A 24,245-nucleotide genomic window follows, 5' to 3' on the forward strand; every position below is an offset into this window, starting at 1 on the left:
CTTAACAAGCCTTACAAAAAACATGTAAGGCTTTAACATCTTTTTTTATAAAATCAATAGTTATACCAAAAATCGTGCATGCCAACTCTGGTTTGCTGGCACTTCCCATTTTGTTTCAAAATCTTCTTTAGTATTTATCATATTATTAAAAACAACCGTTTTAGCGGTTATTTTTTGTTCTTTGGCAAAATTTTGGAACTCTGGTAGTTTTACGATATTAATATTATCTCCATCTTTAAAAGAAATATTCATTTTATCCATTAAATCTAATTCTAACTCTTTTTCTAACTCTTGAATAAAACGTACAGAAGCATCTATTGAGCATCCTGAAACATTATTAAAGTTCTCATCTACACCCAACACCAAAAATTGATTGTACTTAATAGTGAATGATCCTTTTAAATCGTCTCCATGACGCGTCCAATTATCAATAAAAAGCAATGCTTTTGCACTGATTAATTCTATTTCTTCTTGTGTAAACTCTCTATCTGATTGATACACCCAAACTCTTGAGTTTTGAGGTAGTTTTTTATATTCTGTAAACATTGTTGTTCTTTATATTTAAGTTTTTGAATATGTAATTTCTTAGTTACTCAAAGTTACGGAAATTGCTGGTTTTAGCGCATTTCCTTTATAAAATTCTTGGGGAAAATAGTGTTTTACCCATTTTCCACTTGATTTTACCCAAGTTGAATCTTTCGTGTATATTGCCCCAAAATCTGGGGCAACTATAGTATCTTTATACTTTTTTCTACTCCCTTGCTTAGTGTATTTTATTTTATGAAAATTATATGGTATATGTATTCTTTCTAATCCTACAAAAAAACCTTCTTTTGGAAATTCTATATTAAACTTAGATACATCAACTTCAGTCTTCCCATTTGTCTTTTTTACATCAACAATTAAACTTTCTTTTAGTATATCTTCTGATGGTTTACCTGTTTTTTCATCAACTTTAAAGAAACGAACCCTAAATTTTGCTTTCTTTCTAGAAAGAAAACTTGTAAAATAAATCGTTACACTCTTTAAAAAAGGGAAATTTTTATATTCACTTTTATAAGGAAAATACTTGGTTACTATCCAAGGTGATCCTTTTCTTCCTCCAAAACTAGCTTTTATATCTCTTCTTTTGTACTCATCAACAACTAACTCTCTATCCGCTTTTTTTGAAATTATTACTTCCTCTAGCTCATATAATTTTGGTTGAAGTTTAAGAGATTCACTCTGTAAAACCGATGCTAATACAACAGTGTCTTTATAATTCAAACAAGAAACATGTACTTTACTTTTCAATATTTTTTTATTGATCTGTAATGAAAAGTGACCATTTTCATCGGAAGACACCCCTACATTTTCATTTAAAAAACTAATATTCGCATAAGCAACAGGATCATTTGTATATGCATCTATTACTTTATTTTTTAAAACTACTGTTTGTGAAAATGCTGTAATACTTACAAAACATAGAAAAAGAAAAACTCTCATAACTTAATTTTTAACGAATGTAAAAATTGAAAATTATAAGAGCTCTTAAGTAGTTGTTAATTTTCAAACACTTAACGTAAATTAAACTTTTGTTGTAAAGCTTGTAGCTTTTCTTCATCAGTCATCGTATCTTTCGGTGCCGACATTCGTTCTTTTATTTCTTTTAAAACCTTTTTTGTGTACAAAGGAAAATCAGCATTCTGAATCCAAGCATTGTATCCTGGGTTTTCTTTAAATACTTCTTCAACAGTTCTTCCCTTATACTTTCCAAAAGAAAAAATTTCTTGATCTTTATCATTAAATAAAATAAACCCTGCAAAATCTGCTCTTTTTCCGTGGGTTGAAAATTCACTCAATGCTTCTACTGAGTTTTCTAAATCTTCATATTTTTCAACCTGTGCTAATAAAATTTCATAGGTTGCCTTTGTATCCGCTTCTGCTCCATGTGCTCCTACTAATTCTTTTCCGCAATAAAATTGATATCCAGCACTTAGTGTTCGCTGTTCTTTTTTATGAAAAATGGTTTGTACATCAACTGCTTTTCTATTATTCATATTAAAATCAATTCCTGCTCTTAACAGTTCTTCTGCTAATAAAGGAATATCAAATCGGTTAGAATTAAATCCTGCTAAATCTGCATCACCTATTAACTCATTAATTTGCGGTGCTAATTCTTTAAAAGTTGGCTCAGTAACTACTTTTTCGTTTGTAATTCCGTGAATTTCTGAAGCTTCTTTGGGTATTTCTATTTCTGGGTTTACCAACCATGTTTTACTTTCTTTATTTCCATTAGGAAACACTTTTAAAATAGATATCTCAACTACTCTATCTTTAGCAATGTTTATTCCTGTTGTTTCTAAATCAAAAAATACGATTGGTTTTGTTAAATTTAAATTCATTTTTTGTAGTGCTTAAAGACAATATTCTATTTACTTTACATATATCTATTATTGTCTTTTCTATATATTATTCGTTCGTTAATTCTTTTTTAAATTCATCTATTTGGTCTAACACTTTCTTTGGAAGTGTAGGCTCTTTAAAATTATATTTTTCTAATTCTTTTTCTAATGTTTTTGCTACAATGTAACGTGCTGTAGTTTTATCATCTGCAGGTATTACATACCAAGGAGCATAATTTGTTGATGTTCTCAACAACATATCTTCATAACACTCTTGATATTTATCCCATAACTTTCGTTCTTTTAAATCACCCGCAGAAAATTTCCAGTTTTTTTCTGGAATATTTAACCTACGTAATAACCTGTTTTTCTGTTCTTCTTTAGATATATTTAAAAAAAACTTTAAAATAATTGTTCCGTTTTCAGATATATGCCTTTCAAACTGATTAATACGCTCCATTCTATCATGATAAAAAGTATCATTTAAATCATCAACGTTATTTACTGTGGGAATATTTTCGGCAAAAACATACTCTGGATGCACTCTTGTTACCAAAACATTCTCATAATGTGTACGATTAAAAACTCCTATTTTTCCTTTAGCAGGCAAGGCTATATAATGACGCCATAAAAAATCATGTTTTAATTCTAATTCTGTTGGTACTTTAAAGCTATGCACTACTACTCCACGTGCATTAACATCTTTAAAAACTTCTCGAATTAAACTATCTTTACCGGCTGTATCCATTCCTTGTAAACACAATAAAACACTATACTTACCTTCTGCGTACATTGTGTCTTGTAAATCACTAATTTTTTTTCTTGATTTTTTCAGCTTCTTCTTAGCATTATCAACAACTTCTTTAGTAGAAAATTCATTTAACTTTCTTTTTTTAGAAAATATGTAGGCATTTGTGTTCATCCGCTTTTTTTATAGCATAAAAGTACAAAAATATAGACTTCTTCTATTGATTTTTTCTTGGTTATTATCAATAATTACAATTAAATCTAAATTCTTTTTTTATATATTTTTTTGAGCTTTACTTCCAAATAAACAACAGATGAATAAAACAATTATTATACAAGCGAGCTCTAAAAGCACAGGAAATACCAACAAAGTGATTAATTACCTTAATAATAACAAGTCTTTTGACTTTGTTGACTTAAAAAAGAAGAACATTGGTGTATTTGAATACGATTTCACCAATGCTGATGATGATTTTATTCCGTTAATGGAAGATCTTATCAATAAATACGATACACTAATATTTGCCACCCCTGTATATTGGTATAGTATGAGTGCTACGCTAAAAATATTTTTTGATAGATTGTCAGACTTGTTACATTATAAAAAAGATTTAGGTAGACAGTTGCGAGGCAAAAACATGGCTATGATTAGTAATTCTGGTGCTAATGACCGTAGAAATGGTTTTGAAATGCCTTTTATTGAAAGTGCTAAATATTTAGGTATGAACTATCTTGGTAGTACCCATGCTTGGTTTACTGAAGACGGAAACGACATACATCCTGATGCTAAAGTTAAAATTAATGAATTTAGAAATATTTTAGCTACTAAAAATTTTAAGGATGTTTTAACCCGTTAGAATTTTAAGATGTCGTTTTTTTACAATTTACAAGAAACCTTTGACAGTATTTTTGAGTTTTAATTTTAATTCATCACAATGCAAAAAGTAATTATAGCTCAAATAGCAATTCAACAAGGAAAAGAAAACGATTTTTTGAAATTGGCTGTAGAAATGGTAAAAACGAGTAACGCTGAAACAGGATGTATTACCTATCAATTACATAAAGACCTATTTAGTGAAGGTAATTATTTGTTTTATGAAGAGTATATTGATAAAACAGCTGTAGAGGCACATAATAACTCTGCACACTTTCATCAATTTATAAAAGATATTACTCCTTTAATTACCAGAGAGCCTATTATAAATATTTATTAATTTAAATGAGTATAAAACACTATAAGCCATCAAAATACCTATCTCCTTATATTGATAGGTATTTTGTTTGTTCTCAAACTAAAAGTCTTCCTTTAATTTTACCAGGCACTGGTTTAGAAGTACTTTTTCATATAGACACTCCCTTATCCATCAATAATGAAAAATTAGATATTGCTCATGTTATTTGTCCGAGAGAAAAATTAATTTTTGATTCAACTAACCATGTACATTATATTTCTGTACGTTTTCATAGTGGTGGTTTTAGACATTTTGCTTCTATTCCGCATACACAAATTGTTAATCAATATTTATCTGTAGAAGAAATATGGCAAAATGAAGGTAGAGAGTTTTTAGAAATTCTTTATTCATTACCTAGTGTAGATGAAAAAATTAAACTAATTGATTTCTTTCTATATAATCAATTAAAAAAACATCATTTTTCTACTATAGTTAATTGGGATTTGATAATTAAAACGCTATACAAAAACTTCAATTCAATACCTCTCCATGAATTGGCTTCTCAAAGTAATCTAAGTTACCGTCAATTTGAACGTCTGTTCAAACAAAAGTTTGGCGTTTCTCCTAAAAAATTTCAACGAATCACTAGGCTTCAAAAAACTGTAAAACAAGTATTGCTATCGAGTAACAAACATTATTTGTCTACTGCTTTAGATAATGGTTATTACGACCAAAGTCATTTTATTAAAGAATTTCAAAGTTTTACAAATCTTAAACCTTCCCAGTATTTTGTAACTAAAAACTTTGAAAACCACTTTTATTATAAACCTTTAAGCTAGTCAATCCAGTTTTTAAAATCTTTTACACGCTCTCTACTTACAATTATTTCTGAGTCTTCATAAGATTCTAATTTTAGTTGTAAGCGTGAGTTTGTATAAGACACAATATCTTTTATAGCATTTATATGTACTATAAATGTTCTATTTACCCTAAAAAATTGCTCGGGGTCTAACTCTTCTTGCCAATATTCTAAAGAGTTATCTATTAAATAATTTCTATTAGCATTTGTATGTATGTAAGTTGCTTTATTTTCTGAGTAAAAACATTCAATATCTTCTGTATTGATAATTTTTAAGTGCTGTCCCACTTTTATAGTAAATCGCTTTTTATATTTTCTATCAACTGGGTTAATCAACAGCTTACGAATGTCATCTATATTAACCTGTATATTACTTTGTATAGGTTGATGCTCTTTAAATTTATTTACTGCTATTGTTAACTCATCTTCATCTATGGGTTTTAACAAATAGTCTATAGAATTTAACTTGAATGCTTTTAATGCATACTCATCATAAGCCGTTGTAAAAATGATAGCTGATTTTACAGTTACTTCTTCAAAAATTTCGAATGATAATCCATCTGAAAGTTGAATATCTAAAAAAATTAAATCAGGATGAGAATTGCTTTGAAACCAGTTAATCGACTCTTCTACTGAGTGCAACATTTGTTGAACTTCTATGTTTAGTTCCGCTAACATTCTACTTAACCTTCTTGCAGCTGGCTTTTCATCTTCAATAATTATAACATTCATAGTTTAGTTTGGTCTATTTTTAGCAATTACTTGTTCATGTATTCTTTAATCTTTCGCTCTTCCCATTTTTTAGAAAAAAGTTTTCCTTTTGAAAAAACATTAAATCCGTGTAAAAATACTATAACTCCCCACCAAAAGAACAAATTATAGTTGTTTACATCTAAAAAAGCTTCCATTACTGATTCGTCTCTATAAACTATATCTTTATATATTCTTCTTCCTATAAAAACTAAGTTTATTAGTATGTAAAACACTAGCATAACAAAATTAGGTTTTATAATTTTAATAATAATTGCTCCCATCTTCACTAAAAAACACTTCACACTCATCTTTATCTATTCAAACTGAACATTTAGATTCGTATCTTTTTAAAGGGTTATTACAAAATGTAATATCTTGCTTTTAAACTCTTTCACATAATAAATCTCATTTTCCCAAACATCTGGAGAGAATGTTATGTATTGTCCTATTTCTTATGCTTATTTAAAACAATTAGTTATGTAACAATATATAATTTTAATCTTTCTTTTTCAATTGTCTTTTTAAGTAATGCTTAAGACCATTCCCCTGTATATGGGTCGTATGTACATTTCAGAGGCTTAGAAAGAGGATTGTTTGGATCAGAAAGAAAGGCTCTACAATCGGTACAAACATGTCTAAATTCACATACTTTACAGTCCTTTATATTTTCTTTTTTTATAGAGGTAAGCTTTGTGTAATCTTTGCTATTCAATAGTTCATTTGTAATAAATTCTACCTGAGTATTTTTAATATTTCCAAAAGCTACATCGAGAGCTGGGCAATTTTTAATATTCCCTATTCTATCAATTGCTAGTTTTTGATTTAAACAAGAGTTAAAATTTAGAGACTCTAAAAATTTATCCTGGTTAAGAGTAAAATATTTTTGAGAAACATTACCACAAAAAGAAAAGTCAGTAAATATTGCTTCTAGGTGTTTGGAGCTAAAAAAAGGAATTTGAAAATAGTTATCTTTTGAAAAAGGACTTCCATGTAAAACAACTTTTTTAAATCTTGGATTACTTAAATGAGCTTCTTCAAAAAGGGGTTTATCTTGATTATTATGGTATTTCATAATAATTTCGATAGTAGATAAGGTTTTTAATTTTAAGAGCTGTAAAAGTTTCTTTAATTCCGTTTTACTTAAAGAAAAATAACATACAAAATGTAAGGACTTACAACTTGTAATTCTTGCAAGCTCTTTTATTTTTTGAAGTTTTTCAAAATCAAAAAAATCTAATTCTACAATAATATCATTTAATTGATTAGCTGTTTTGTAAGTAGTATCTAGATCAGGGAACAAGTCGAATTCTTCCAATTCACAAAAAAAACCAAAGTTTTTACTCTCTAAATGAAGCAACGCTTCATCAATAATTTTTCCTTCATCAGGAAGAAATTCTTTTTTTATAGAGGAAATACTCTTTCTATTGTTAAGCTTCTCTATTATATCTGCTATCTCATTTGGCAAAATAAATACTTCTTTTGTTTGTAAATCACAAATAGTAGATCTACTGGCTCCTTTCACTATTAGGCAATTGGCAAATAATTGAAAATAATCTTTGTTTTTCATAATCTTATAATTTCTTTGTGAGAATTTGACATACATTCAGGTACATTTCTAATCTCTTGAGGTATTTCTAAATAGGAATCATTTTTTGCATAAGTTATGTACTTAGTTATAACAGGTAATAAGTGTTGTTTATCTTTCATTTTTATTTTTTAACTAGCTAAATAATCGGCTATTTTTTCTTCTATTCTATAATTACACGGGTAAGACAGCATCCCAAATTGACCTACTGGATTTACTTCTAAAAAATAGTATTTGTTATCAGGAGATACGAGAATATCGATTGAACCTGAATTCAATTTTAACTTATTCATTAATAGATCGATTTTATTATTAATTTCTCCAGGTAGTTTAAAAGGAACAGTTCTTTGTATTATATCAAAGTCATGGTTTCTTAGGTCTATAGAGGTTGATTCGTTATCTTGAGAAAAGATAGCCATAGAATAAGTTTTACCATCTAAATAGAAAACTCGTAGTTCGTATTTTTTTGGAATTGTTGTTTGAAACAATGAAGGGAAAAAATTATCTTCTTTTACACTTTCAACTTGAGTAGTATACATTGATCCTTTCCTTTCTTTAACTCTTATTATAGGATTTCCACAAATCGTTTTTGTTATTAGAGACCCTTTTTCTTCTTTTAGCTTTAAGAATTCTTTTTTAGAGTTTAAAACATAGCTTTCAGGAACTTTAAAACCTATACTTTCTGCTATATCTGTTGCAATTAATTTATTTATAACTGCAGTTGAAAACGTATTTAAATGTTTTTTTTGAAATATCAAGAAATACAAATAATCTTTTAAGAATCTACTTTCTATTTTTAAAAAAGTAAAAAGAGGTTCTGGTAATTTTTCATAATCTTTATCTGTAGAAAAAAAAGAAGTTTTAATTTCTCCTCTTCTATACCAAACCGATTTAATTTTAGAAAGCTTAAAAGATGTATTATTATATTCAAAAATGTAATCATCAGCAATAGGAGTTACAGTTACTTCATCTTCCTTATTTATTCGTACCCAAGGAGTGTTTTTTTTGTCTAGCCAACTAATAATATCTAGAGTAGAAGCTTCGTTTTCTTTTGAAATTATTAAAACCATAATTTAATTTAATTTAATTTCACCAAACCTTAATTTCTACTAAAAAAACTAGTAGCCATAAGTAGTAGGTCCCCAAGATGTAATATCTTTACAGTCAGTATCACCTCCTTCTGTACGAGCATTAGTTGAATACTTTATTGTATCCCCAAAAGTGTACTGACCATTTTTACCTCCAACAACAGAAGTCATTGCTTGGTTGTTTAACGTTTGATTTTCTTGAGCAAAAGCTCCGATCGATTTTAATGATCCTTTCATAAAAAAAATATTTAAAATTAATAAATAGGTTACGGATTTATTTTAATTCCACTTCTCCATAAAGAAGTTGCGGAACTGGTTAAAGTATTTCATTAAAAATAGTCTACACAATCAGTATCTCCTCCTTCAGTACGTGCAGAAGTAGAATATTCTTTAAAGGTAAATAATGGTTCTTCATATGGACCTCCTTTTCCTCCTTTAACTGATCCCATCGTTTGGTTGTTTAACGTTTTGTTTTCTTGAGCAAAAGCTCCGATTGATTTTAAATTGCTTTTCATATAAATAAAAATTAGGTTACAACTTTAATCCCACAAGTTTATAAGATAGTTCTGCCAAAAAACATCAAATTCAATAGACGGTAAACCAATCCCTAGCTTCTTTCTGTTTTCGTTATAATAGCTATATTTTTCTGGTAAGATTTTTTCTGTGTTATATGTTCCATAAAGTTGTGGTCGATCATTGTACAAATGGTATTGATCTACCATCATTGCATAGATACGAGGAGTACATTTTCCTTTGTGAATAAACTCTTTAATTTTTGGTAAAAAATAGTTTATTCTCATACTATCGTTTGTATGTAACAAGAGAACTTCAACATCTACAACATCACCTTTATAAAATTTAGGACCAATAATTTTTTCATTTGGAAATATATTTTTATCAAATAAATCAACTAAAATTTTTTCATTAATTGAATCACTCTGAGCCCACAATTTTTGTTTATCTTTTCCATCATAATAAGTTCTATAATATTGATCTTCTTCAATAGCCTTAAACAATTTGTTTCGCAAATCCATATCTAAAGATTTAACATGAGAATCACTCAAAGAATCAATATCACTCTTGCTAATCTTATATTTTCCAAGCAAGTATTGTAAAGAGGGGTCTCTATGGAGATACATAGAAGAAGTTCCTCCATATTCGCTAATTAAACGCTCAACTTCATTTTTAGAAACCTCTTTTCCTGATAAATGCTTAGAAATAACATACCTAGTATATTCTCTAAAACTAAAAGTGTTTAAAGGTTTGTATTTACTAAATGTTTCATTAAAAACAGAGTAAGCCTCTGAGTATTTTTTTACAGCAAACAAAGAATCCGCTTTTGCTACATTACTATAATAAGTAGAGTAGGAATGTTTAAAAGTTTCAAGGCTGTTGTTTTTTTTAACAGCCCCACATGAAACTAATAAAAAAGAGGTAAAAAGCAAAGAAGATAAAGTTGAAGGTAAATTTAATTTCATTTTTCAATTCTTTTTCATATTGCAAGTATATGTAAAACATATAAAACACACAATTGAAATACAAATTAACTGAACGCTCCCTAAAATTTTAACATTTATTTTTACATATTCAAACTATATCTTACCACAAGAAAAACACTCATATTCTTCATTATACTTATAAAACTTTTTTATTTCATCTACTCTTTTTTGAGCTCTTATATATTGCTGTTCTCTATTTAAACTTTCCATTTTCTCTCTTTTTTAGTTCATCTAGATACTCTTGTATTTTGCGTTGTTCCCAATCTTTATTAAAAAAAATATTGGTTCCAAATACTCCTAACCAATGAAAAAAAACTCCAATCCCCCAAAAAAGCCAAGTAGCATATACACCAAAATTACTTATTGCTTTGATAAAAGTTAACTTGTCTTCATTCATCAACCCCATAATAATTACAACTGAAATGAATATATTTACAATTATATACGCTGCTAAATGCCAATAAAATCCTTTTATTTTTTCTACTCTTTTTTTGGCTAGTAAATATTTATGTTCTTGTGTATAACCTCTTTTCATATTAGTCTTTTTTATTTAAGTATTCCTTTATCTTCTTCTCCTCCCAATCTTTTCCAAGTCCTAAAATGTTAACACCAAAAACTAGCATCCAATGAATAAAAGTCACTAGTACTATTCCTATAACAGGAAACCAAAACCAATGATAATAAGGTGAGAATTTTAAATTCACTAAAACAATAATAATCACTGAAATGATATTTACTAAAGCATGAGCATAAAACCCTTTTACTTGTTTTACTTTCTTTTTAGCCTCTAAATACTTTTTTTCTTCTCTATAATTACCTTCCATTGTTATTGTTTTCTAAAAATTCTTTAATCTTACGTTCTTCCCAATCTTTTCCTAAGCCTATTTTTTCTATTCCAAAAATGCCCAACCAATGAAAAAAAACTCCAATTAACATTCCTATTATTGGATAATAAAACCAATGATAACTTGGCACAAACTTTAAGTTTATAAAAATTAAAACTGGAATGATTAATACAGTGACTATAAGATGAATGTAAAACCCTTTGATTTTCTCTACTCTCTTTTTTGCTTTTGCATATTTGTAAGCTGTTGTGTATTCTTTTTCCATCTCATTTATAATTTTTTATCATCATTCATTAACTCCTTAATCTTGCGTTCTTCCCAATTTTTACCTAAGAATAAATTATAATTATTTACTTCTAAATAATGAAAAATTAATCCTATCCCCCAACCTATCATAGGAAACCAAAACCATTGAAACTTTGAATATGTTTTGAGGTTTATAAAAATTAAAAAAGGAATAACTATACAATACGAAACTAAGTTTTGATAAAACTCTTTTAGTTTTTCTACCTTTTCTACTGCTTTTACATAATTACTGTTTTCTAAACTTTTTGTATCCATGATACTATCTTTTATATTAATTAACAGCGGTAAACACACTGTGAATATTTTATTATTATTAATTATTTGAATATTTCTATCGGTTATTAAACCGTAACGATCTGCTATATTTCTTAATCCTACTTTTGTACTTTTTCCTATAGCTTCTTTCGGATTAACGTTGTTTTGAATCTTTAAAAAACCTTCTTCTTCAAAAATGTTTATTTCTAAGGGTTTATTTGAAGAAACTACATTGTGTTTTACTGCATTTTCTAATAATAATTGAAGAGATAGAGGAACTATTTTTAAATCTGAATTACTTACTTCTTCTGGAATATTAAATTGAATAGCTTCTTCAAAACGCATTTGTAATAACTCCATATACGTCTTAGCAAATTGTAATTCTTCTTGTATAGGCACCAATTCTTTATTACGTTGTTCTAGTACATATCTATACACTTTAGATAACTTTGTTGTAAACTTCTCTGCTTGTTTTGGATTTTCGCTAATTAAAGAGGTTAGTACATTTAAACTATTAAACAAAAAATGTGGGTCTATTTGATTCTTTAATGTTTCAAATTTTGCTGTTTCTGTTTTAGCTACTATTTCATGCTGTGTTGTTTCTTGTTTTACCGATGCTTTCCAGTTTACCATAAAATCTTTGGCATGAAAAAAAACGGCTATCGCTAACGATAATATGATTGCAAATAAATGCATCCATAAAAATCGTCCATTAAAGAAGTTATCTATATTATTATTAAAAATTACAAAGTACTGTACGTAATGGATTAATAATACAGCTACAGTTGTATAGCTTATTGTTGCTATGATTCCTGCCCAAACTCTTTGATTGGTTTGCAAAACCCAATCCCACTTTTTACTTAAATAACCATTAATAATTCCATTACCTAACCCCAGAACAAAAGAATACATTCCTGAAAACAAAAACACTAATCCAGCTTCTTTTAATGTAAAAGCCTGATTTATTATAGTAAAAACAACACCAAAAATAATTGTAAGCTTTAAGCAAATCCAAATATCATTCTTCAAACTATTAAATGTTTTTTTTACTGGTGTTTTCATTCTTTATGCTTATTATATTTAAAGGTTTACCCTCTTCATTCTAAAATTTAATATCGAAAGATACATTTTTATCTTTAACCAAAAACTTTGCTTCGTCAAACACAGGCGGTCCAAAACGTGATAATTTATTGTTTGATACTCCATAGTCTTCTATTGGCATTCCATTAGGTTCAAAATCCATCTTATTATTATTGTTTGCGTCATGAAAACAAATAATAGCATATTCTCCTTCTGATACTTTTTCAAAAATTACAGTACTTTTTCCCTTTATTATTACTGATTCTTTTGCCTGTAGTGGTTCTTTTCTAAAGTTCTCTTTAGTATATAAGGCAAATTTTATTTTTCCTTTATCTGAAGTGACATTTACAACTGTCGTTGCAATTGTTTTGTCTTGAGCTGAAATTGTTTCAATTGTAAACAAGACGACTGTAATAACAATATGGATTACAAGTTTCATTTTATTTATTTTTTATAGTTAATTATGACACAAATATTCATAAGATGCTTTATCTCTAAAATAAAAACACACTGAATTGTATTATTTTTAGGATGAGTTGTAACAATTTGTATTTTTGAGCTACTTATAACATAACAACTCTACTAAACTTAGTGAAAAAAGAATTAGAAAATAGATTTTTAACTGATTTCGAAGCCAATCAAAACATTGTGCATAAGGTATGTAGGATTTATACAACCAATCAAAATGCACATAACGATTTGTTTCAAGAAATCACCATTCAGTTATGGAAAAACTATGGTAAGTTTAGAGGAGATGCAAAATTTAGTACTTGGATGTATCGAGTAGCATTAAATACTGCTATTTCTTTATATAGAAAATCAACAAGAAGTATAAAAACACAAGACTTTACAGACTATTCTTTTAAAATTAAAGCAGAAGAATATGACGACACTGAAGAAATACAATTAAAAGCCTTATATGGTGCTATTCGTAAACTAAATGATATTGATAAAGCGCTAATTTTTTTATACCTAGAAGACAAGCCCTATAAAGAAATTTCTGAAACCTTAGGTATTAGTCAAGTAAATGCTCGAGTTAAAATGAACAGAGCAAAAGATAAATTAAAAAAGATATTAAACCCATAATTTAAATGGATTTAGATAAATATAAAAAAGCTTGGGGAAACCAGTCTGAAGAAACAAATAAAGTTTCTAAAATCGACATTTATAGAATGGCGCATTCCAAGTCATCATCAATAGTAAAGTGGATTTTTATTATTGGAATTTTAGAGTTTATTTTCTTGAATTCTTTCTATTTTATTTTTGACATGGAAGAAGCTTATGAGGAATATAAAAAACTTGGGTTATATAACTTTATGATTTATTCTCAATTTATCATATACCCTGTACTACTCTATTTCTTGATTAAATTTTACCTTAATTATAAAAGCATTTCTGTTGTAGACTCTACTAAAACTTTAATGACAAAAATTATTAAAACAAGAAAAACTGTAAAGTACTACGTTATATTTAACTTGTTATATGTATTTACTTTTGGAATTATAGTTGCAATTGCATCACTAAAAGCTCATCCAGAATTTAATTCTCAGCAAGTTTTAATTTCAATAATTGTTACTGTAATAACATTAATAATTATGCTTGTAATTATATGGTGCTTTTATCAACTTTTATATGGTATTTTACTTAGAAAGCTTAACAAAAACTACAAAGAATTAGCTAAACTTGAAGAATTAAACTAAAAAAAGCGGTTGTAAAAACAACCGCTTTTTTTAGTTTATATTTAAAATGATTTCAGTTCTTGTAATAATTTTTCATGCATCTCATTTGTATAATCTAAATGAGTTACTATTCGTATTTTTCCTTCCCCCATAGATATTAACAAAATACCTTTATCTGCCATCTTTTTCATAAAATCATCTGGATTTATAGAATCTTCTACATAAAAAATAACAATATTCGTTTCTATAGGTTCCACCTTCTTCACATACGAACAACTTTCTAATACCTTACCTATTTCTTTTGCTTTTTGATGATCTTCTGCTAAACGCTCTACTTGATTATCCAGAGCATAAATCCCAGCAGCTGCTAAAAAACCAGCTTGTCTCATTCCTCCACCAAACAACTTTCGTACACGTAATGCCTTTTCCATATGAGCTTTGCTACCTACCAAAACAGAACCTACTGGAGCACCTAGCCCTTTTGATAAACAGATTGAAATGGTATCAAATAATTCTCCATATTGCTTAGGAATTTCATATTTCTCTACCAATGCGTTAAATAAACGTGCTCCATCCAAATGATATGCTAAATCATTAGCTTTAACTACTTTTTGAATCTTTTGTAATTCTTCAAAATCCCAACAAGCACCACCACCTTTATTCGTTGTATTTTCAACACAAACTAATCTACTATATGGTGTATGAATATCATTTCTTCCTCCTACCACACTTGCTAACTGATTCGCTGTAAACATTCCTCTATCTCCATCAATTAAACAAGAAGTAACTCCTGCATTAAACGCAGCTCCTCCACCTTCATAGTTATATACATGCGCCCATTTATCGCAAAACATTCTGTCTCCTGGTTGTGTGTGAATCTTTATCGCTGTTTGGTTTGCCATGGTTCCCGAAGGAAAAAATAACGCAGCTTCCATTCCAAACAGATCCGCTACTTTTTCTTGTAACAAATTCACTGTCGGATCTGCTTTAAAAACATCATCTCCTACCTTAGCACTCATCATTGCTTCCAACATTCCTTGAGTTGGCTTAGTTACAGTATCACTTATTAAGTTTATTTCCATTTCTAACTACGATTTTTAAAATGTATTTTTGCATCTATGATTACACACGAACAGCTTAAAAATATCGCTGAACGAATTGGCAAGTTAAAAGGATATTTAGAAATTGACAAGAAGTTAATTGAAATTTCAAATGAAGAAGAAAAAACAGCAAATCCTGATTTTTGGAACAATCCGAAGGAAGCAGAAGCTGTAATGAAATCTCTTCGATTTAAAAAGAAATGGGTAGAAGATTACAATACTGTTGTAGCTATGAATGACGATTTAACTGTACTCTTTGACTTTTATAAAGAAGGTGATGTTGATGAAAACGAAGTCGAAGAACAATTTAATAAAGCCGCTACTTTTTTAGAAGATATTGAATTTAAAAACATGCTTTCAGAAGAAGGTGATAGTTTAAGTGCAACAATACAAATTACAGCAGGTGCAGGTGGAACTGAAAGTTGTGACTGGACAGAAATGTTAACTCGAATGTACACTATGTGGGCAGAAAAACAAGGCTATAAAATAAAGACCTTAAACTACCAAGAAGGCGATGTTGCTGGTATTAAAACGGTTACTTTAGAATTTGAAGGAGATTATGCCTTTGGGTGGTTAAAAGGTGAAAATGGGGTCCACCGTTTGGTACGTATTTCTCCTTTTGATAGTAATGCAAAACGCCATACTTCATTTGCCTCTGTATATGTGTACCCTGTAGCCGATGATTCTATCGAGATTGAAGTAAACCCTGCTGATATTGAAATAACAACAGCACGCTCAAGTGGTGCTGGAGGACAAAATGTAAACAAAGTTGAAACAAAAGTTCAATTAGTACACAAACCTACCGGAATTCAAATTCAGTGTTCTAACTCACGTTCGCAGCACGATAATAGGGCTACTGCAATGCAAATGTTAAAGTCCCAACTATACGAAATTGAACTTCAAAAACGTTTAGCTGCTCGAGATGAAATTGAAGCAAATAAGATGAAGAACGAATGGGGAAGTCAAATTCGAAACTATGTAATGCATCCATATAAACTGGTAAAAGATGTCCGTACTTCTCATGAAACAGGAAATGTTGATGCTGTTATGGATGGAAATATCAATCCGTTTTTAAAAGCCTATTTAATGATGATGGGGCAAAAAGAAGATTAATACAATAAAACTCTTAATAATGATTAAAATATACCACAATCCACGTTGTTCTAAATCAAGACAAGGTTTAGAAATTATAGAAAACTCTGGTAAAGAGTTTGAAACTGTAAAGTATTTAGAAAGTATTCCTTCTACTGAAGAGTTAAAAGAAATTATCAGTTTATTAGATATTTCTCCAATCGACTTAGTTCGTAAAAATGAAAAAATTTGGAAAGATGAATATAAAGGAAAAGAACTATCAGATGCTGAAATCATTAAAGCTATGGTTGACAATCCTAAATTAATAGAACGACCAATTGTTATCAATGGTAATAAAGCAGTGATTGGTCGTCCGCCAGAAACTATTAAAGAAATTATTTAACTACTTAAAAGCTCTCAAAAATTTGGGAGCTTTTTTATTTTAACACAATTTAAATAACTAATTCTTTAGTTTATTAATAATTCACCGTAAATTGCCTACAAATTAAAATTCATATACTATGAAAAAAACATTATTAGGACTATCCCTGGCCTTCTTTATATCTACAGGGTATAGTCAAGCTTTAAAAGAAACACAACAAAAGCTACCAAAAAAAGGAAAAGTAAGTGCTATGAAAATCCCAACCGATCCTTCGGTTAAGATAGGGAAGCTATCTAATGGGATGACCTACTACATCAAACAAAACCCGAAACCAGCTAACAAAGTAGAATTAAGATTAGTTGTAAATGCAGGTTCAATTTTAGAAGATGATGATCAATTAGGTTTAGCTCACTTCATGGAACACATGAACTTTAATGGTACCAAAAATTTTAAAAAGAACGAACTAGTAGATTACCTACAATCTATCGGAGTTAAATTTGGTGCCCACTTGAATGCTTATACTGGTTTTGATGAAACTGTATACATCTTACCTATCCCTAGTGATGATAAAGAAAAGCTTGAAAAAGGGTTTCAAATTCTTGAAGATTGGGCTCACGGTGCTTTATTGGAAGGGAAAGACATTGATGAAGAACGTGGTGTTGTTTTAGAAGAGTACCGTTCTCGTAGAGGGGCTGATAGCCGCATGCTAGAGAAATACTTACCAAAAGTAATGCACGGCTCAAAGTATGCTGAAAGATTACCTATCGGTACTAAAGAGAACTTAGAAACCTTCAAACATGAAAGTATTCGTCGTTTTCACAAAGATTGGTATCGTCCAGATTTAATGGCTGTAGTAGCTGTAGGTGATGTTAGTGTTGATGTATTAGAAGAAAAAATCAAATCACATTTTAATAAAATACCAGCTGTTAAAAACCCACGTAAAAGAGAAGTTTCCCCATTAAAAAACCATAAAGAAACTTTCATCGCTATTGAAGCTGATAAAGAAGCTCCTTTTTCTAGTGTCCAATTAATGTACAAAGATTATGGTGAAGCTACCCCAGATATTACCATTACTGATTACAGAAATTCAATTGTAAAGTCTTTATTTGCTCAGATGATTAACAATCGTTTAGATGAGTTACGTAATAGCGAAAATCCACCTTTTGTATACGGATTTAGTTATCACGGAGGAACTTGGGCTCGCGGTAAAGAAGCTTACCAATCAAGAGCTGGTGTGAGTGCCGACGGACAATTAAAAGGTTTACAAGCTTTATTAGATGAAAGTGAGCGTGTTAAAAGATACGGTTTCCAACAAGGTGAATTAGATCGAGCAAAAATGAATATTTCTGCTCGTATGGAAAAAGCATTTAAAGACAAAGATAAAAGAGAATCTAGAAGAATAGTTGGTGAATATGTAAACAACTACTTAGAACAAGAGCCAATTCCTGGTATTGAATGGGAGTACAAAGCTCATCAAACACTATTACCTTCAGTAAAACTAGAAGAAGTAAACAAACTTATTGAAAGTTATTTACATGATGACAATCGTGTAGTTGTTATTACAGGTCCTAAAAAAGTTGTTACCGAGCAACAAGTTATAGATGCTTTAAATAATGTTAAAACAAAAGAGTTAAAACCTTATGAAGACAAAGCTGTTGCGGCTTCATTAATAACAAAACAACCAACACCTGGATCTATAGTAAACGTTACTGAAAATAAAAATTTAGGTACAAAAACCATGACCTTAAGTAACGGAGCAAAAGTTACCTACAAAAAAACCGATTTTAAAAATGATGAAGTATTATTTGAAGCATTTAGCTTCGGAGGAACTTCTTTATACTCTGATGAAGAATTAAAAGCTACTTCTTTTGCTAACAGAGGACTTTCTGAAGCTGGAATTAATGGTTTTTCTAAAACAGATTTATCTAAAATGATGTCTGGTAAAATTGTTCGTGTTTCTCCCTATATTTCTGGGTTAAGTGAAGGCTTTAAAGGTTCTGCAACTCCTAAAAACCTAGAAGAATTATTCCAAATGGTGTATTTATACTTTACCTCTTTAAATAAAGATGAAAAAGCATTTAACTCTTATGTAAATAAACAAAAAAGTTTCTTAGGAAATCTACTAGCTAGTCCTAATTTCTTTTTCCAAAAAGAAATGAGTGAATTTGTTTACGCAAAAGATCCTCGTTATACAGGTTTTCCTTCTCCTGAAAAATATGAAAAAGCTGATTACAACTTAGCATATAAAAAGTATCAAGAGCGTTTTGCTGATGCTGGTGATTTCAACTTCTATTTTGTTGGTAATGTTGATGAAAAGAAACTTGCTGAGTATGCAACTAAATATATTGCTGGATTACCAGGAAAAAACTCTAATGAAACATATAAGGTTTCAGATTTCAGACCTTTATCTGGTTCTCATTCTAAAACAGTTACAAAAGGTAAAGACCCTAAAAGTAATGTTCGTATTACCTATCAAGGAAAAGCTAAATACAACAAAAAAGATGCTTTAGCTTTTAAAATCTTAGGTGAAGTTGTTGGTATTAAATTAACAGAAAAGTTACGTGAACAAGAAGGCGGTGTATATTCTTCAAGAACTCGTGGTAGCATTTCTAAAATGCCTTATGGGTGGTATAACTTTACCATTTCATACCCTTGTGCTCCTGAAAATGTTGAAAAACTAAAAAATATTTCTGTTGCTGAAGTTGCTTCTGTTGTTAAAAATGGGCCTACTAAAGAAGACTTAATGAAAGCTCAAAAAGGAATGATTGCTGACTACAAAGAAGACCTTAAAAAGAACCGTTTTTGGTTAAGAACTATTAAAAATGTAGATTATCAAAACAATGATGTTTCTGACATAGCCTCTTTTGAAGACAGAGTAAATTCTTTAACTATAAAAGATATTCAGAAAGTAGCTAAGAAATATTTAACTAATGGATATATTTTAGGTGTTTTAAACCCTGAAAAATAATTTTAAAGAAATTATAATTAACAAAAGCTCTCAAGAAATTGGGAGCTTTTATTTTTTTAAAAATTTAGATTCTAAAAAACCCAATCCATAACCATAAAACTGAGTAATAGTTGTAACTATACTCAACAGAGCTACTTGTAGATTTTTATTTTGAAATAGAGAATCTAAAAAGATACAGGTAAAATAAAATCCATAAAAAGCCAATAATTGCCAATACCCGAAAAAAGCCACGATGATGGCAATATCAATTCCTATAATAAACAAACTCGGAAACCAATAGGTTAATTTTGCTGTTTCAGGATACTTTTTATTTAAAACAGGTCTAGCTGTACCAAAAGCAAAAGTTTGCTTAAAAAACTGTTTTATTGTGCTTCTACGTTTATGATACACAAAAGCCTTTTCTATTAATTGTGTTTCAAAACTATTTTCCCAAAGGCGGAAAGTTAAATCGATATCTTCTCCTGCTTTCATTTTAGAAAAACCATTTGTTTTTTCAAAAGCAACTTTTGACAAGCCTAAATTAAAGCTTCTGGGTTGAAATTTACCAACCGATTTCTTTTTTCCACGAATTCCTCCTGTAGTTAATACCGAAGTCATTGAATAATTAATTGCTTTTTGTAAAGCAGAAAAATTAGGATGTGCAGCATCTGGACCTCCAAAAGCATCCGTATATTTATATTCTAGTGCTTTTTTTACTTCGGAAAGATACTGTGATGGAATAATAACATCAGAATCTAGAATAATAAAATAATTTCCTGATGCTCTTTCCATTCCGTAATTACGACTTGCTCCTGCTCCACTATTTTCTTTATAAAAGTAGTTTATATTAAGTTTTGAAGTATATTTCTTTACTACTTCTTCGGATGAGTTTTCAGAACCATCTTCAATAATAAGTATCTCAAAGTCGTCTTTCAACTCTTGTTTAGTCAAGCTTTCTAACAACTCATCAATCTCTTGAGGTCGATTATAAACAGGTACTATTATTGAAAACTTCAAGTCCATTATAACTTAAGCTCTTTGTTTAATTTGTTGAGCTATTCCATTCCAAAGTTGTATTCTTTTCTGTAAAGATTCTTTGGCATAAAACAACACATCATCCCATTTTTGTTGATCTTCACCACACAATTCTTCAATCATTTGTAATGATAACGGTCCATGTTCATCACCATCTAACTCAATATGCCTATTCAAATAATAAGTAAGCTTGCTATATGAACTTCCTTCTTTCTCTTCTGTGTTTTTTACAATTTCTAAGAATATATCTGGAATCACATCTTCTCTTCCAAAGGTAAAACTAGATGCTATGATATGTGGTTGTCTTGTTTTGATAACTTCAAAAGAAAAGTTTACAAAATCTTTTACCTCTTCAATAATTGAACAATTTTCTATTGCTTGTTCAACAGGTTTTCCGTCAATAATATCTGAAATAAAGCTTGAAATTTGAATTGTACTAGCTCCAGCTTGACGCATGGCGTCAATATACATCTCAAAATGACTTTTAGGCTCCCCTAATTCATTTACATCTGTTTCTTCACCTAACACAATTTCATTGATAAAACGTGCTGTTTTGGTATTCACAGCTGGCAACCAAGGTAAGGTTACACAAGTAAGCTCTCGCTGTAGCGCTTTTAGCAATGACATAAAATCCCATACAGCAAACACATGTGATTCCATAAATAGTTTTACATCGTCAATATGCTTTAACGAATTGTATAATTCGTGCTCTTTTAACTGTTGTCTTAATGGTGCTAACTCCTTTTCTATCTGTAAAATATTGTTCATTTTGTAGCTATCAATAAAAAATGCAAATCTAACGATTTGCATTTTATCTATATTCTATTTCAGTAAAGATCTTATTCTTCAATAAATCTTTCCATTACGGCATCACTCACTCCCATGTTAGAGAAACCTCCATCGTGGAATAAGTTTTGTAAAGTTACTTTTTTAGTTAAATCTGAGAATAATGAGATTGTATAATCTGCACATTCCAAAGCTGTTGCATTTCCTAATGGAGACATTTTCTCAGCATACGAAATAAATCCGTCAAACCCTTTTACTCCTTGACCTGCAGTTGTTGGTGTAGGTGATTGAGAAATTGTGTTTACACGTACTTTGTGATCTCTTCCGAAGAAATATCCAAAACTACGTGCAATACTCTCTAAATACGCTTTGTTATCAGCCATATCATTGTAATCTGGGAATACACGTTGCGCTGCCATATACGTTAATGCAACAATACTTCCCCACTCGTTCATGGCTTGTTTGTTATATAAAACGTTCATTACTTTATGAAAAGACACCGCTGAAACATCCCATCCTTTCGTAGTAAAATCGTATTTAGAATCTGTATAATGACGACCTTTACGTACATTAACTGACATACCGATAGAGTGTAAAACGAAATCGATTTTCCCTCCTAAAATTTCCATAGACTTTTCAACCAAATTGTTTAAATCATCCATAGAAGTGGCGTCAGCAGGAATAATTTCAGATCCGGTTTTTGCTGCTAAGTCTTTAATACCTCCCATACGCATTGCTATTGGTGCGTTGGTTAATACAAACTCTGCTCCTTCTTCATGAGCGCGTTCTGCTACTTTCCATGCAATAGAATTCTCATCTAATGCTCCAAAAATGATTCCTTTTTTTCCTTTTAATAAATTATACATATTTAAAATATTTTAGTCTATCGTTGTTTGTTTTGAAAGCAAATATACTCTTAATTTAATAATTCCTTTGCATGAGTCAATGCACTTTCAGAAACGTCTTTTCCACTTAACATCTCCGCTATTTCTCTGATACGTTCGTCTTCTGACAATAACTTTAAATTAGAGGTTGTTACTCCTTTTTCCTCTCCTTTAAACACTTTATAGTGCTGCACGCCTTTTGAAGCTATTTGAGGTAAGTGTGTTATGGTAATTACCTGCATATGAGCACTCATATCTTGCATTATTTTTGCAATTTTATTAGATACTTCTCCTGAAACTCCTGTATCAATCTCATCAAAAATAATGGTAGGTAATTGTATATTTTCTGATAGTATTTTTTTAATCGACAACATGATACGAGATAATTCCCCTCCTGATGCTACCTTTTTCAATTCTCCAAAATTACCTCCTTTGTTTGCTGAGAATAAAAATTGTAAATTGTCTTTTCCGTTTGATAAATATTCTTCAGATGATAGTAATTCAATAGCAAAACGAGCATTTGGCATTCCTAATTCTGACAAAAGATATTCTAACTCTTTTTTCAACTTCGGAATTACTTTATTTCTAGATGTCGTAATCATTTTCGCTACGTCATCTAACTTCTTAGCTACCTCTTTAATTTCTGCCTCTTTTTGAGTCACTACTCCTCCTGCATCTTCAACCTGTGCTACTTTTTCTGCTAGCGACACATGAATTTCTTGCAATTCATTTATAGTTAATACTGAATGCTTTTTTTGAAGATTGTAAATAAGTTGCAACCTATCATTTAACTCTTCAATTTCATTCGGATTAAATTCAACTTCTTCATTCGCACTTTCTAACTCAGTAACTACATCATCTAACTCAATTTTTACACTTGTGACACGGTTTGCTAATTCTTCATACTGTTTTGAAAAAGAACTGATTTTTTGCAGTTTGCTCTCTAAAGAATTTAGCAACGTTTGAATTCCTATTTCTTCATTAATCGAAACACCTAAAGCTTCAGATAAATTCAACTTTATCTCTTCAATATTGTTTAATTTATCTAACTTTTCTTCTAAAACTTCTTGTTCTCCATTTTTTAAATTAGCCTCTTCAAACTCATTAAACAAGTGTAAATTGTACTCGTATTGTTCTTTCGATTTCTCAGTTTCTTCTTGAAGTACTTTCAGCTCTTTTCGTAATTTGTTATACGTACGTAAACCTCTTTTATACGATGCTATTTTAGCCTGATTTTTTGCTAAGGCATCAATCACAGAGAATTGAAAAGACACATCTGACAACTGCATCGTTTGATGTTGCGAATGAATATCAATTAGCTTTGTTTTTAAAGCATTTAATACCGATAAAGTAACTGGTGTATCATTAACAAAAGCTCTCGACTTGCCCGAGGGCAAAATTTCTCTTCGAATTATGGTTTCTTGTTCATAGTCGAGGTCTAACTCTTCAAATAACTCTTGTAAAGCATATCCTTCCACCAAAAACTGTGCTTCTATAACACATTTTTTTTCAGTGTCTTTTAAAGCAGCCAAGTCTGCACGGTTCCCCATTACTAGCCCTAAAGCACCTAATAAAATGGATTTTCCGGCTCCAGTTTCACCTGTTATGATAGATAAACCGTTCGTAAAATCAATCGTTAACTGATTGATTAATGCGTAATTATGTATAGATAAATGTGTAAGCAAATTCTATTCTTTTGTAAAAAATAAAAGTAAGGATTTTGAATGAATTAAGTCAAACTAAAACAAAGGAAGTCTATTGATTTTTCAACAGCTTATAAACGTTACA

30 protein-coding genes are annotated in these 24,245 nt (G+C 29.8%); 8 read left to right on the forward strand and 22 right to left on the reverse strand.

The window, feature by feature from the left end; translation table 11 throughout:
* Positions 1-60 precede the first annotated feature (60 nt).
* The 4 genes from D6T69_RS11790 to D6T69_RS11805 form a co-directional block, all read right to left on the reverse strand.
* On the reverse strand, positions 61-546 hold the full coding sequence (locus D6T69_RS11790; RefSeq protein WP_125067920.1) for an ABC transporter ATPase: 486 nt from the start codon (positions 544-546) through the stop codon (positions 61-63).
* 39 nt (positions 547-585) lie between these two features.
* The gene (locus D6T69_RS11795) at positions 586-1,485 is read right to left on the reverse strand and encodes a carboxypeptidase-like regulatory domain-containing protein (RefSeq protein WP_125067921.1); all 900 of its coding nucleotides are present in this window, start codon (positions 1,483-1,485) and stop codon (positions 586-588) included.
* A 71-nt stretch (positions 1,486-1,556) separates the two neighbouring features.
* On the reverse strand, positions 1,557-2,384 hold the full coding sequence (locus D6T69_RS11800; RefSeq protein ID WP_125067922.1) for a 3'-5' exonuclease: 828 nt from the start codon (positions 2,382-2,384) through the stop codon (positions 1,557-1,559).
* Between the two features lie 67 nt (positions 2,385-2,451).
* A complete protein-coding gene (locus D6T69_RS11805; protein ID WP_125067923.1) occupies positions 2,452-3,306 on the reverse strand; it encodes a PPK2 family polyphosphate kinase in 855 nt (284 codons plus the stop codon).
* A gap of 139 nt (positions 3,307-3,445) precedes the next feature.
* Between D6T69_RS11805 and D6T69_RS11810 the strand changes: the two genes are divergently transcribed.
* The 3 genes from D6T69_RS11810 (at position 3,446) to D6T69_RS11820 (ending at position 5,142) form a co-directional block, all read left to right on the forward strand.
* Positions 3,446-3,988 carry a flavodoxin family protein gene (locus D6T69_RS11810; RefSeq protein WP_125067924.1) on the forward strand — a complete coding sequence of 181 codons (543 nt, stop codon included), beginning with the start codon at positions 3,446-3,448 and terminating at the stop codon, positions 3,986-3,988.
* 78 nt (positions 3,989-4,066) lie between these two features.
* Positions 4,067-4,345 (forward strand): putative quinol monooxygenase, encoded by a 279-nt coding sequence (locus D6T69_RS11815; protein ID WP_047789643.1) that lies wholly within the window; start codon positions 4,067-4,069, stop codon positions 4,343-4,345.
* Between the two features lie 5 nt (positions 4,346-4,350).
* Positions 4,351-5,142: a helix-turn-helix domain-containing protein gene (locus tag D6T69_RS11820; RefSeq protein WP_047789642.1), complete on the forward strand. Its 792-nt coding sequence runs from the start codon at positions 4,351-4,353 to the stop codon at positions 5,140-5,142.
* Here the strand turns inward: D6T69_RS11820 and D6T69_RS11825 are convergent.
* The 13 genes from D6T69_RS11825 to D6T69_RS11880 all read right to left on the reverse strand — a co-directional run bounded on the left by D6T69_RS11825 (position 5,139) and on the right by D6T69_RS11880 (position 13,012).
* Positions 5,139-5,894 (reverse strand): LytR/AlgR family response regulator transcription factor, encoded by a 756-nt coding sequence (locus D6T69_RS11825; protein ID WP_125067925.1) that lies wholly within the window; start codon positions 5,892-5,894, stop codon positions 5,139-5,141. The genes D6T69_RS11820 and D6T69_RS11825 overlap by 4 nt on opposite strands.
* Positions 5,895-5,920: 26 nt before the next feature.
* Positions 5,921-6,223, reverse strand: a complete 303-nt coding sequence (locus D6T69_RS11830; RefSeq protein WP_125067926.1) for a 2TM domain-containing protein — start codon at positions 6,221-6,223, stop codon at positions 5,921-5,923.
* A gap of 224 nt (positions 6,224-6,447) precedes the next feature.
* On the reverse strand, positions 6,448-7,482 hold the full coding sequence (gene gwsS / locus D6T69_RS11835) for a grasp-with-spasm system SPASM domain peptide maturase (RefSeq protein ID WP_164506721.1): 1,035 nt from the start codon (positions 7,480-7,482) through the stop codon (positions 6,448-6,450).
* Positions 7,479-7,622, reverse strand: coding sequence for a hypothetical protein (locus D6T69_RS16010; protein WP_164506722.1), 144 nt, complete (start codon positions 7,620-7,622; stop codon positions 7,479-7,481). Before D6T69_RS16010 ends, gwsS begins: the two co-directional genes overlap by 4 nt.
* Positions 7,623-7,631: 9 nt before the next feature.
* Positions 7,632-8,570, reverse strand: coding sequence for a grasp-with-spasm system ATP-grasp peptide maturase (gene gwsG, locus D6T69_RS11840; protein WP_125067928.1), 939 nt, complete (start codon positions 8,568-8,570; stop codon positions 7,632-7,634).
* Between the two features lie 48 nt (positions 8,571-8,618).
* Positions 8,619-8,825, reverse strand: a complete 207-nt coding sequence (locus tag D6T69_RS11845; protein ID WP_125067929.1) for a hypothetical protein — start codon at positions 8,823-8,825, stop codon at positions 8,619-8,621.
* 92 nt (positions 8,826-8,917) lie between these two features.
* Positions 8,918-9,103 carry a hypothetical protein gene (locus D6T69_RS11850; protein WP_125067930.1) on the reverse strand — a complete coding sequence of 62 codons (186 nt, stop codon included), beginning with the start codon at positions 9,101-9,103 and terminating at the stop codon, positions 8,918-8,920.
* 24 nt (positions 9,104-9,127) lie between these two features.
* Positions 9,128-10,066, reverse strand: coding sequence for a hypothetical protein (locus D6T69_RS11855; protein ID WP_125067931.1), 939 nt, complete (start codon positions 10,064-10,066; stop codon positions 9,128-9,130).
* A 214-nt stretch (positions 10,067-10,280) separates the two neighbouring features.
* Entirely contained in the window at positions 10,281-10,622 is a 342-nt protein-coding gene (locus D6T69_RS11860) for a 2TM domain-containing protein (protein ID WP_125067932.1), read from the reverse strand.
* 1 nt (position 10,623) lies between these two features.
* Positions 10,624-10,911, reverse strand: a complete 288-nt coding sequence (locus D6T69_RS11865; protein WP_047789638.1) for a 2TM domain-containing protein — start codon at positions 10,909-10,911, stop codon at positions 10,624-10,626.
* Positions 10,901-11,197, reverse strand: coding sequence for a 2TM domain-containing protein (locus D6T69_RS11870; protein ID WP_047789637.1), 297 nt, complete (start codon positions 11,195-11,197; stop codon positions 10,901-10,903). Before D6T69_RS11870 ends, D6T69_RS11865 begins: the two co-directional genes overlap by 11 nt.
* Positions 11,198-11,202: 5 nt before the next feature.
* Positions 11,203-12,555, reverse strand: coding sequence for a 2TM domain-containing protein (locus D6T69_RS11875; protein ID WP_073183234.1), 1,353 nt, complete (start codon positions 12,553-12,555; stop codon positions 11,203-11,205).
* A gap of 40 nt (positions 12,556-12,595) precedes the next feature.
* Positions 12,596-13,012 (reverse strand): DUF2141 domain-containing protein, encoded by a 417-nt coding sequence (locus D6T69_RS11880; protein WP_073183237.1) that lies wholly within the window; start codon positions 13,010-13,012, stop codon positions 12,596-12,598.
* 152 nt (positions 13,013-13,164) lie between these two features.
* On the opposite strand from D6T69_RS11880, the gene D6T69_RS11885 reads away from it, so the two are divergent.
* Both D6T69_RS11885 and D6T69_RS11890 read left to right on the forward strand, forming a co-directional pair.
* Positions 13,165-13,659, forward strand: a complete 495-nt coding sequence (locus D6T69_RS11885; protein ID WP_073183239.1) for an RNA polymerase sigma factor — start codon at positions 13,165-13,167, stop codon at positions 13,657-13,659.
* Positions 13,660-13,664: 5 nt separating this feature from the next.
* Positions 13,665-14,273 carry a hypothetical protein gene (locus D6T69_RS11890; RefSeq protein WP_125067933.1) on the forward strand — a complete coding sequence of 203 codons (609 nt, stop codon included), beginning with the start codon at positions 13,665-13,667 and terminating at the stop codon, positions 14,271-14,273.
* A 41-nt stretch (positions 14,274-14,314) separates the two neighbouring features.
* Here the strand turns inward: D6T69_RS11890 and D6T69_RS11895 are convergent, their stop codons facing one another.
* Positions 14,315-15,334: a threonine aldolase family protein gene (locus D6T69_RS11895; protein ID WP_125067934.1), complete on the reverse strand. Its 1,020-nt coding sequence runs from the start codon at positions 15,332-15,334 to the stop codon at positions 14,315-14,317.
* Between the two features lie 36 nt (positions 15,335-15,370).
* Here D6T69_RS11895 and prfB point away from each other — a divergent pair, with 36 nt between their 5' ends.
* The 3 genes from prfB (at position 15,371) to D6T69_RS11910 (ending at position 19,773) form a co-directional block, all read left to right on the forward strand.
* Complete coding sequence (gene prfB / locus D6T69_RS11900; protein ID WP_125067935.1) at positions 15,371-16,465, forward strand: peptide chain release factor 2; 1,095 nt, start codon at positions 15,371-15,373, stop codon at positions 16,463-16,465.
* 19 nt (positions 16,466-16,484) lie between these two features.
* Positions 16,485-16,826, forward strand: a complete 342-nt coding sequence (gene arsC, locus D6T69_RS11905) for an arsenate reductase (glutaredoxin) (RefSeq protein ID WP_125067936.1) — start codon at positions 16,485-16,487, stop codon at positions 16,824-16,826.
* 118 nt (positions 16,827-16,944) lie between these two features.
* Positions 16,945-19,773, forward strand: coding sequence for a M16 family metallopeptidase (locus tag D6T69_RS11910; protein WP_125067937.1), 2,829 nt, complete (start codon positions 16,945-16,947; stop codon positions 19,771-19,773).
* A 48-nt stretch (positions 19,774-19,821) separates the two neighbouring features.
* On the opposite strand, the gene D6T69_RS11915 is transcribed toward D6T69_RS11910, so the two are convergent.
* The 4 genes from D6T69_RS11915 to recN all read right to left on the reverse strand — a co-directional run bounded on the left by D6T69_RS11915 (position 19,822) and on the right by recN (position 24,142).
* Positions 19,822-20,775: a glycosyltransferase gene (locus tag D6T69_RS11915; protein WP_206197813.1), complete on the reverse strand. Its 954-nt coding sequence runs from the start codon at positions 20,773-20,775 to the stop codon at positions 19,822-19,824.
* 6 nt (positions 20,776-20,781) lie between these two features.
* Positions 20,782-21,555: a DUF3050 domain-containing protein gene (locus D6T69_RS11920; protein ID WP_125067938.1), complete on the reverse strand. Its 774-nt coding sequence runs from the start codon at positions 21,553-21,555 to the stop codon at positions 20,782-20,784.
* 71 nt (positions 21,556-21,626) lie between these two features.
* Positions 21,627-22,439 carry an enoyl-ACP reductase FabI gene (locus D6T69_RS11925; RefSeq protein WP_125067939.1) on the reverse strand — a complete coding sequence of 271 codons (813 nt, stop codon included), beginning with the start codon at positions 22,437-22,439 and terminating at the stop codon, positions 21,627-21,629.
* A 50-nt stretch (positions 22,440-22,489) separates the two neighbouring features.
* Positions 22,490-24,142: a DNA repair protein RecN gene (recN, locus tag D6T69_RS11930; RefSeq protein ID WP_125067940.1), complete on the reverse strand. Its 1,653-nt coding sequence runs from the start codon at positions 24,140-24,142 to the stop codon at positions 22,490-22,492.
* Positions 24,143-24,245: the final 103 nt, after the last annotated feature.

This window comes from Tenacibaculum singaporense (genome assembly GCF_003867015.1).
GTDB lineage: Bacteria > Bacteroidota > Bacteroidia > Flavobacteriales > Flavobacteriaceae > Polaribacter > Polaribacter singaporensis.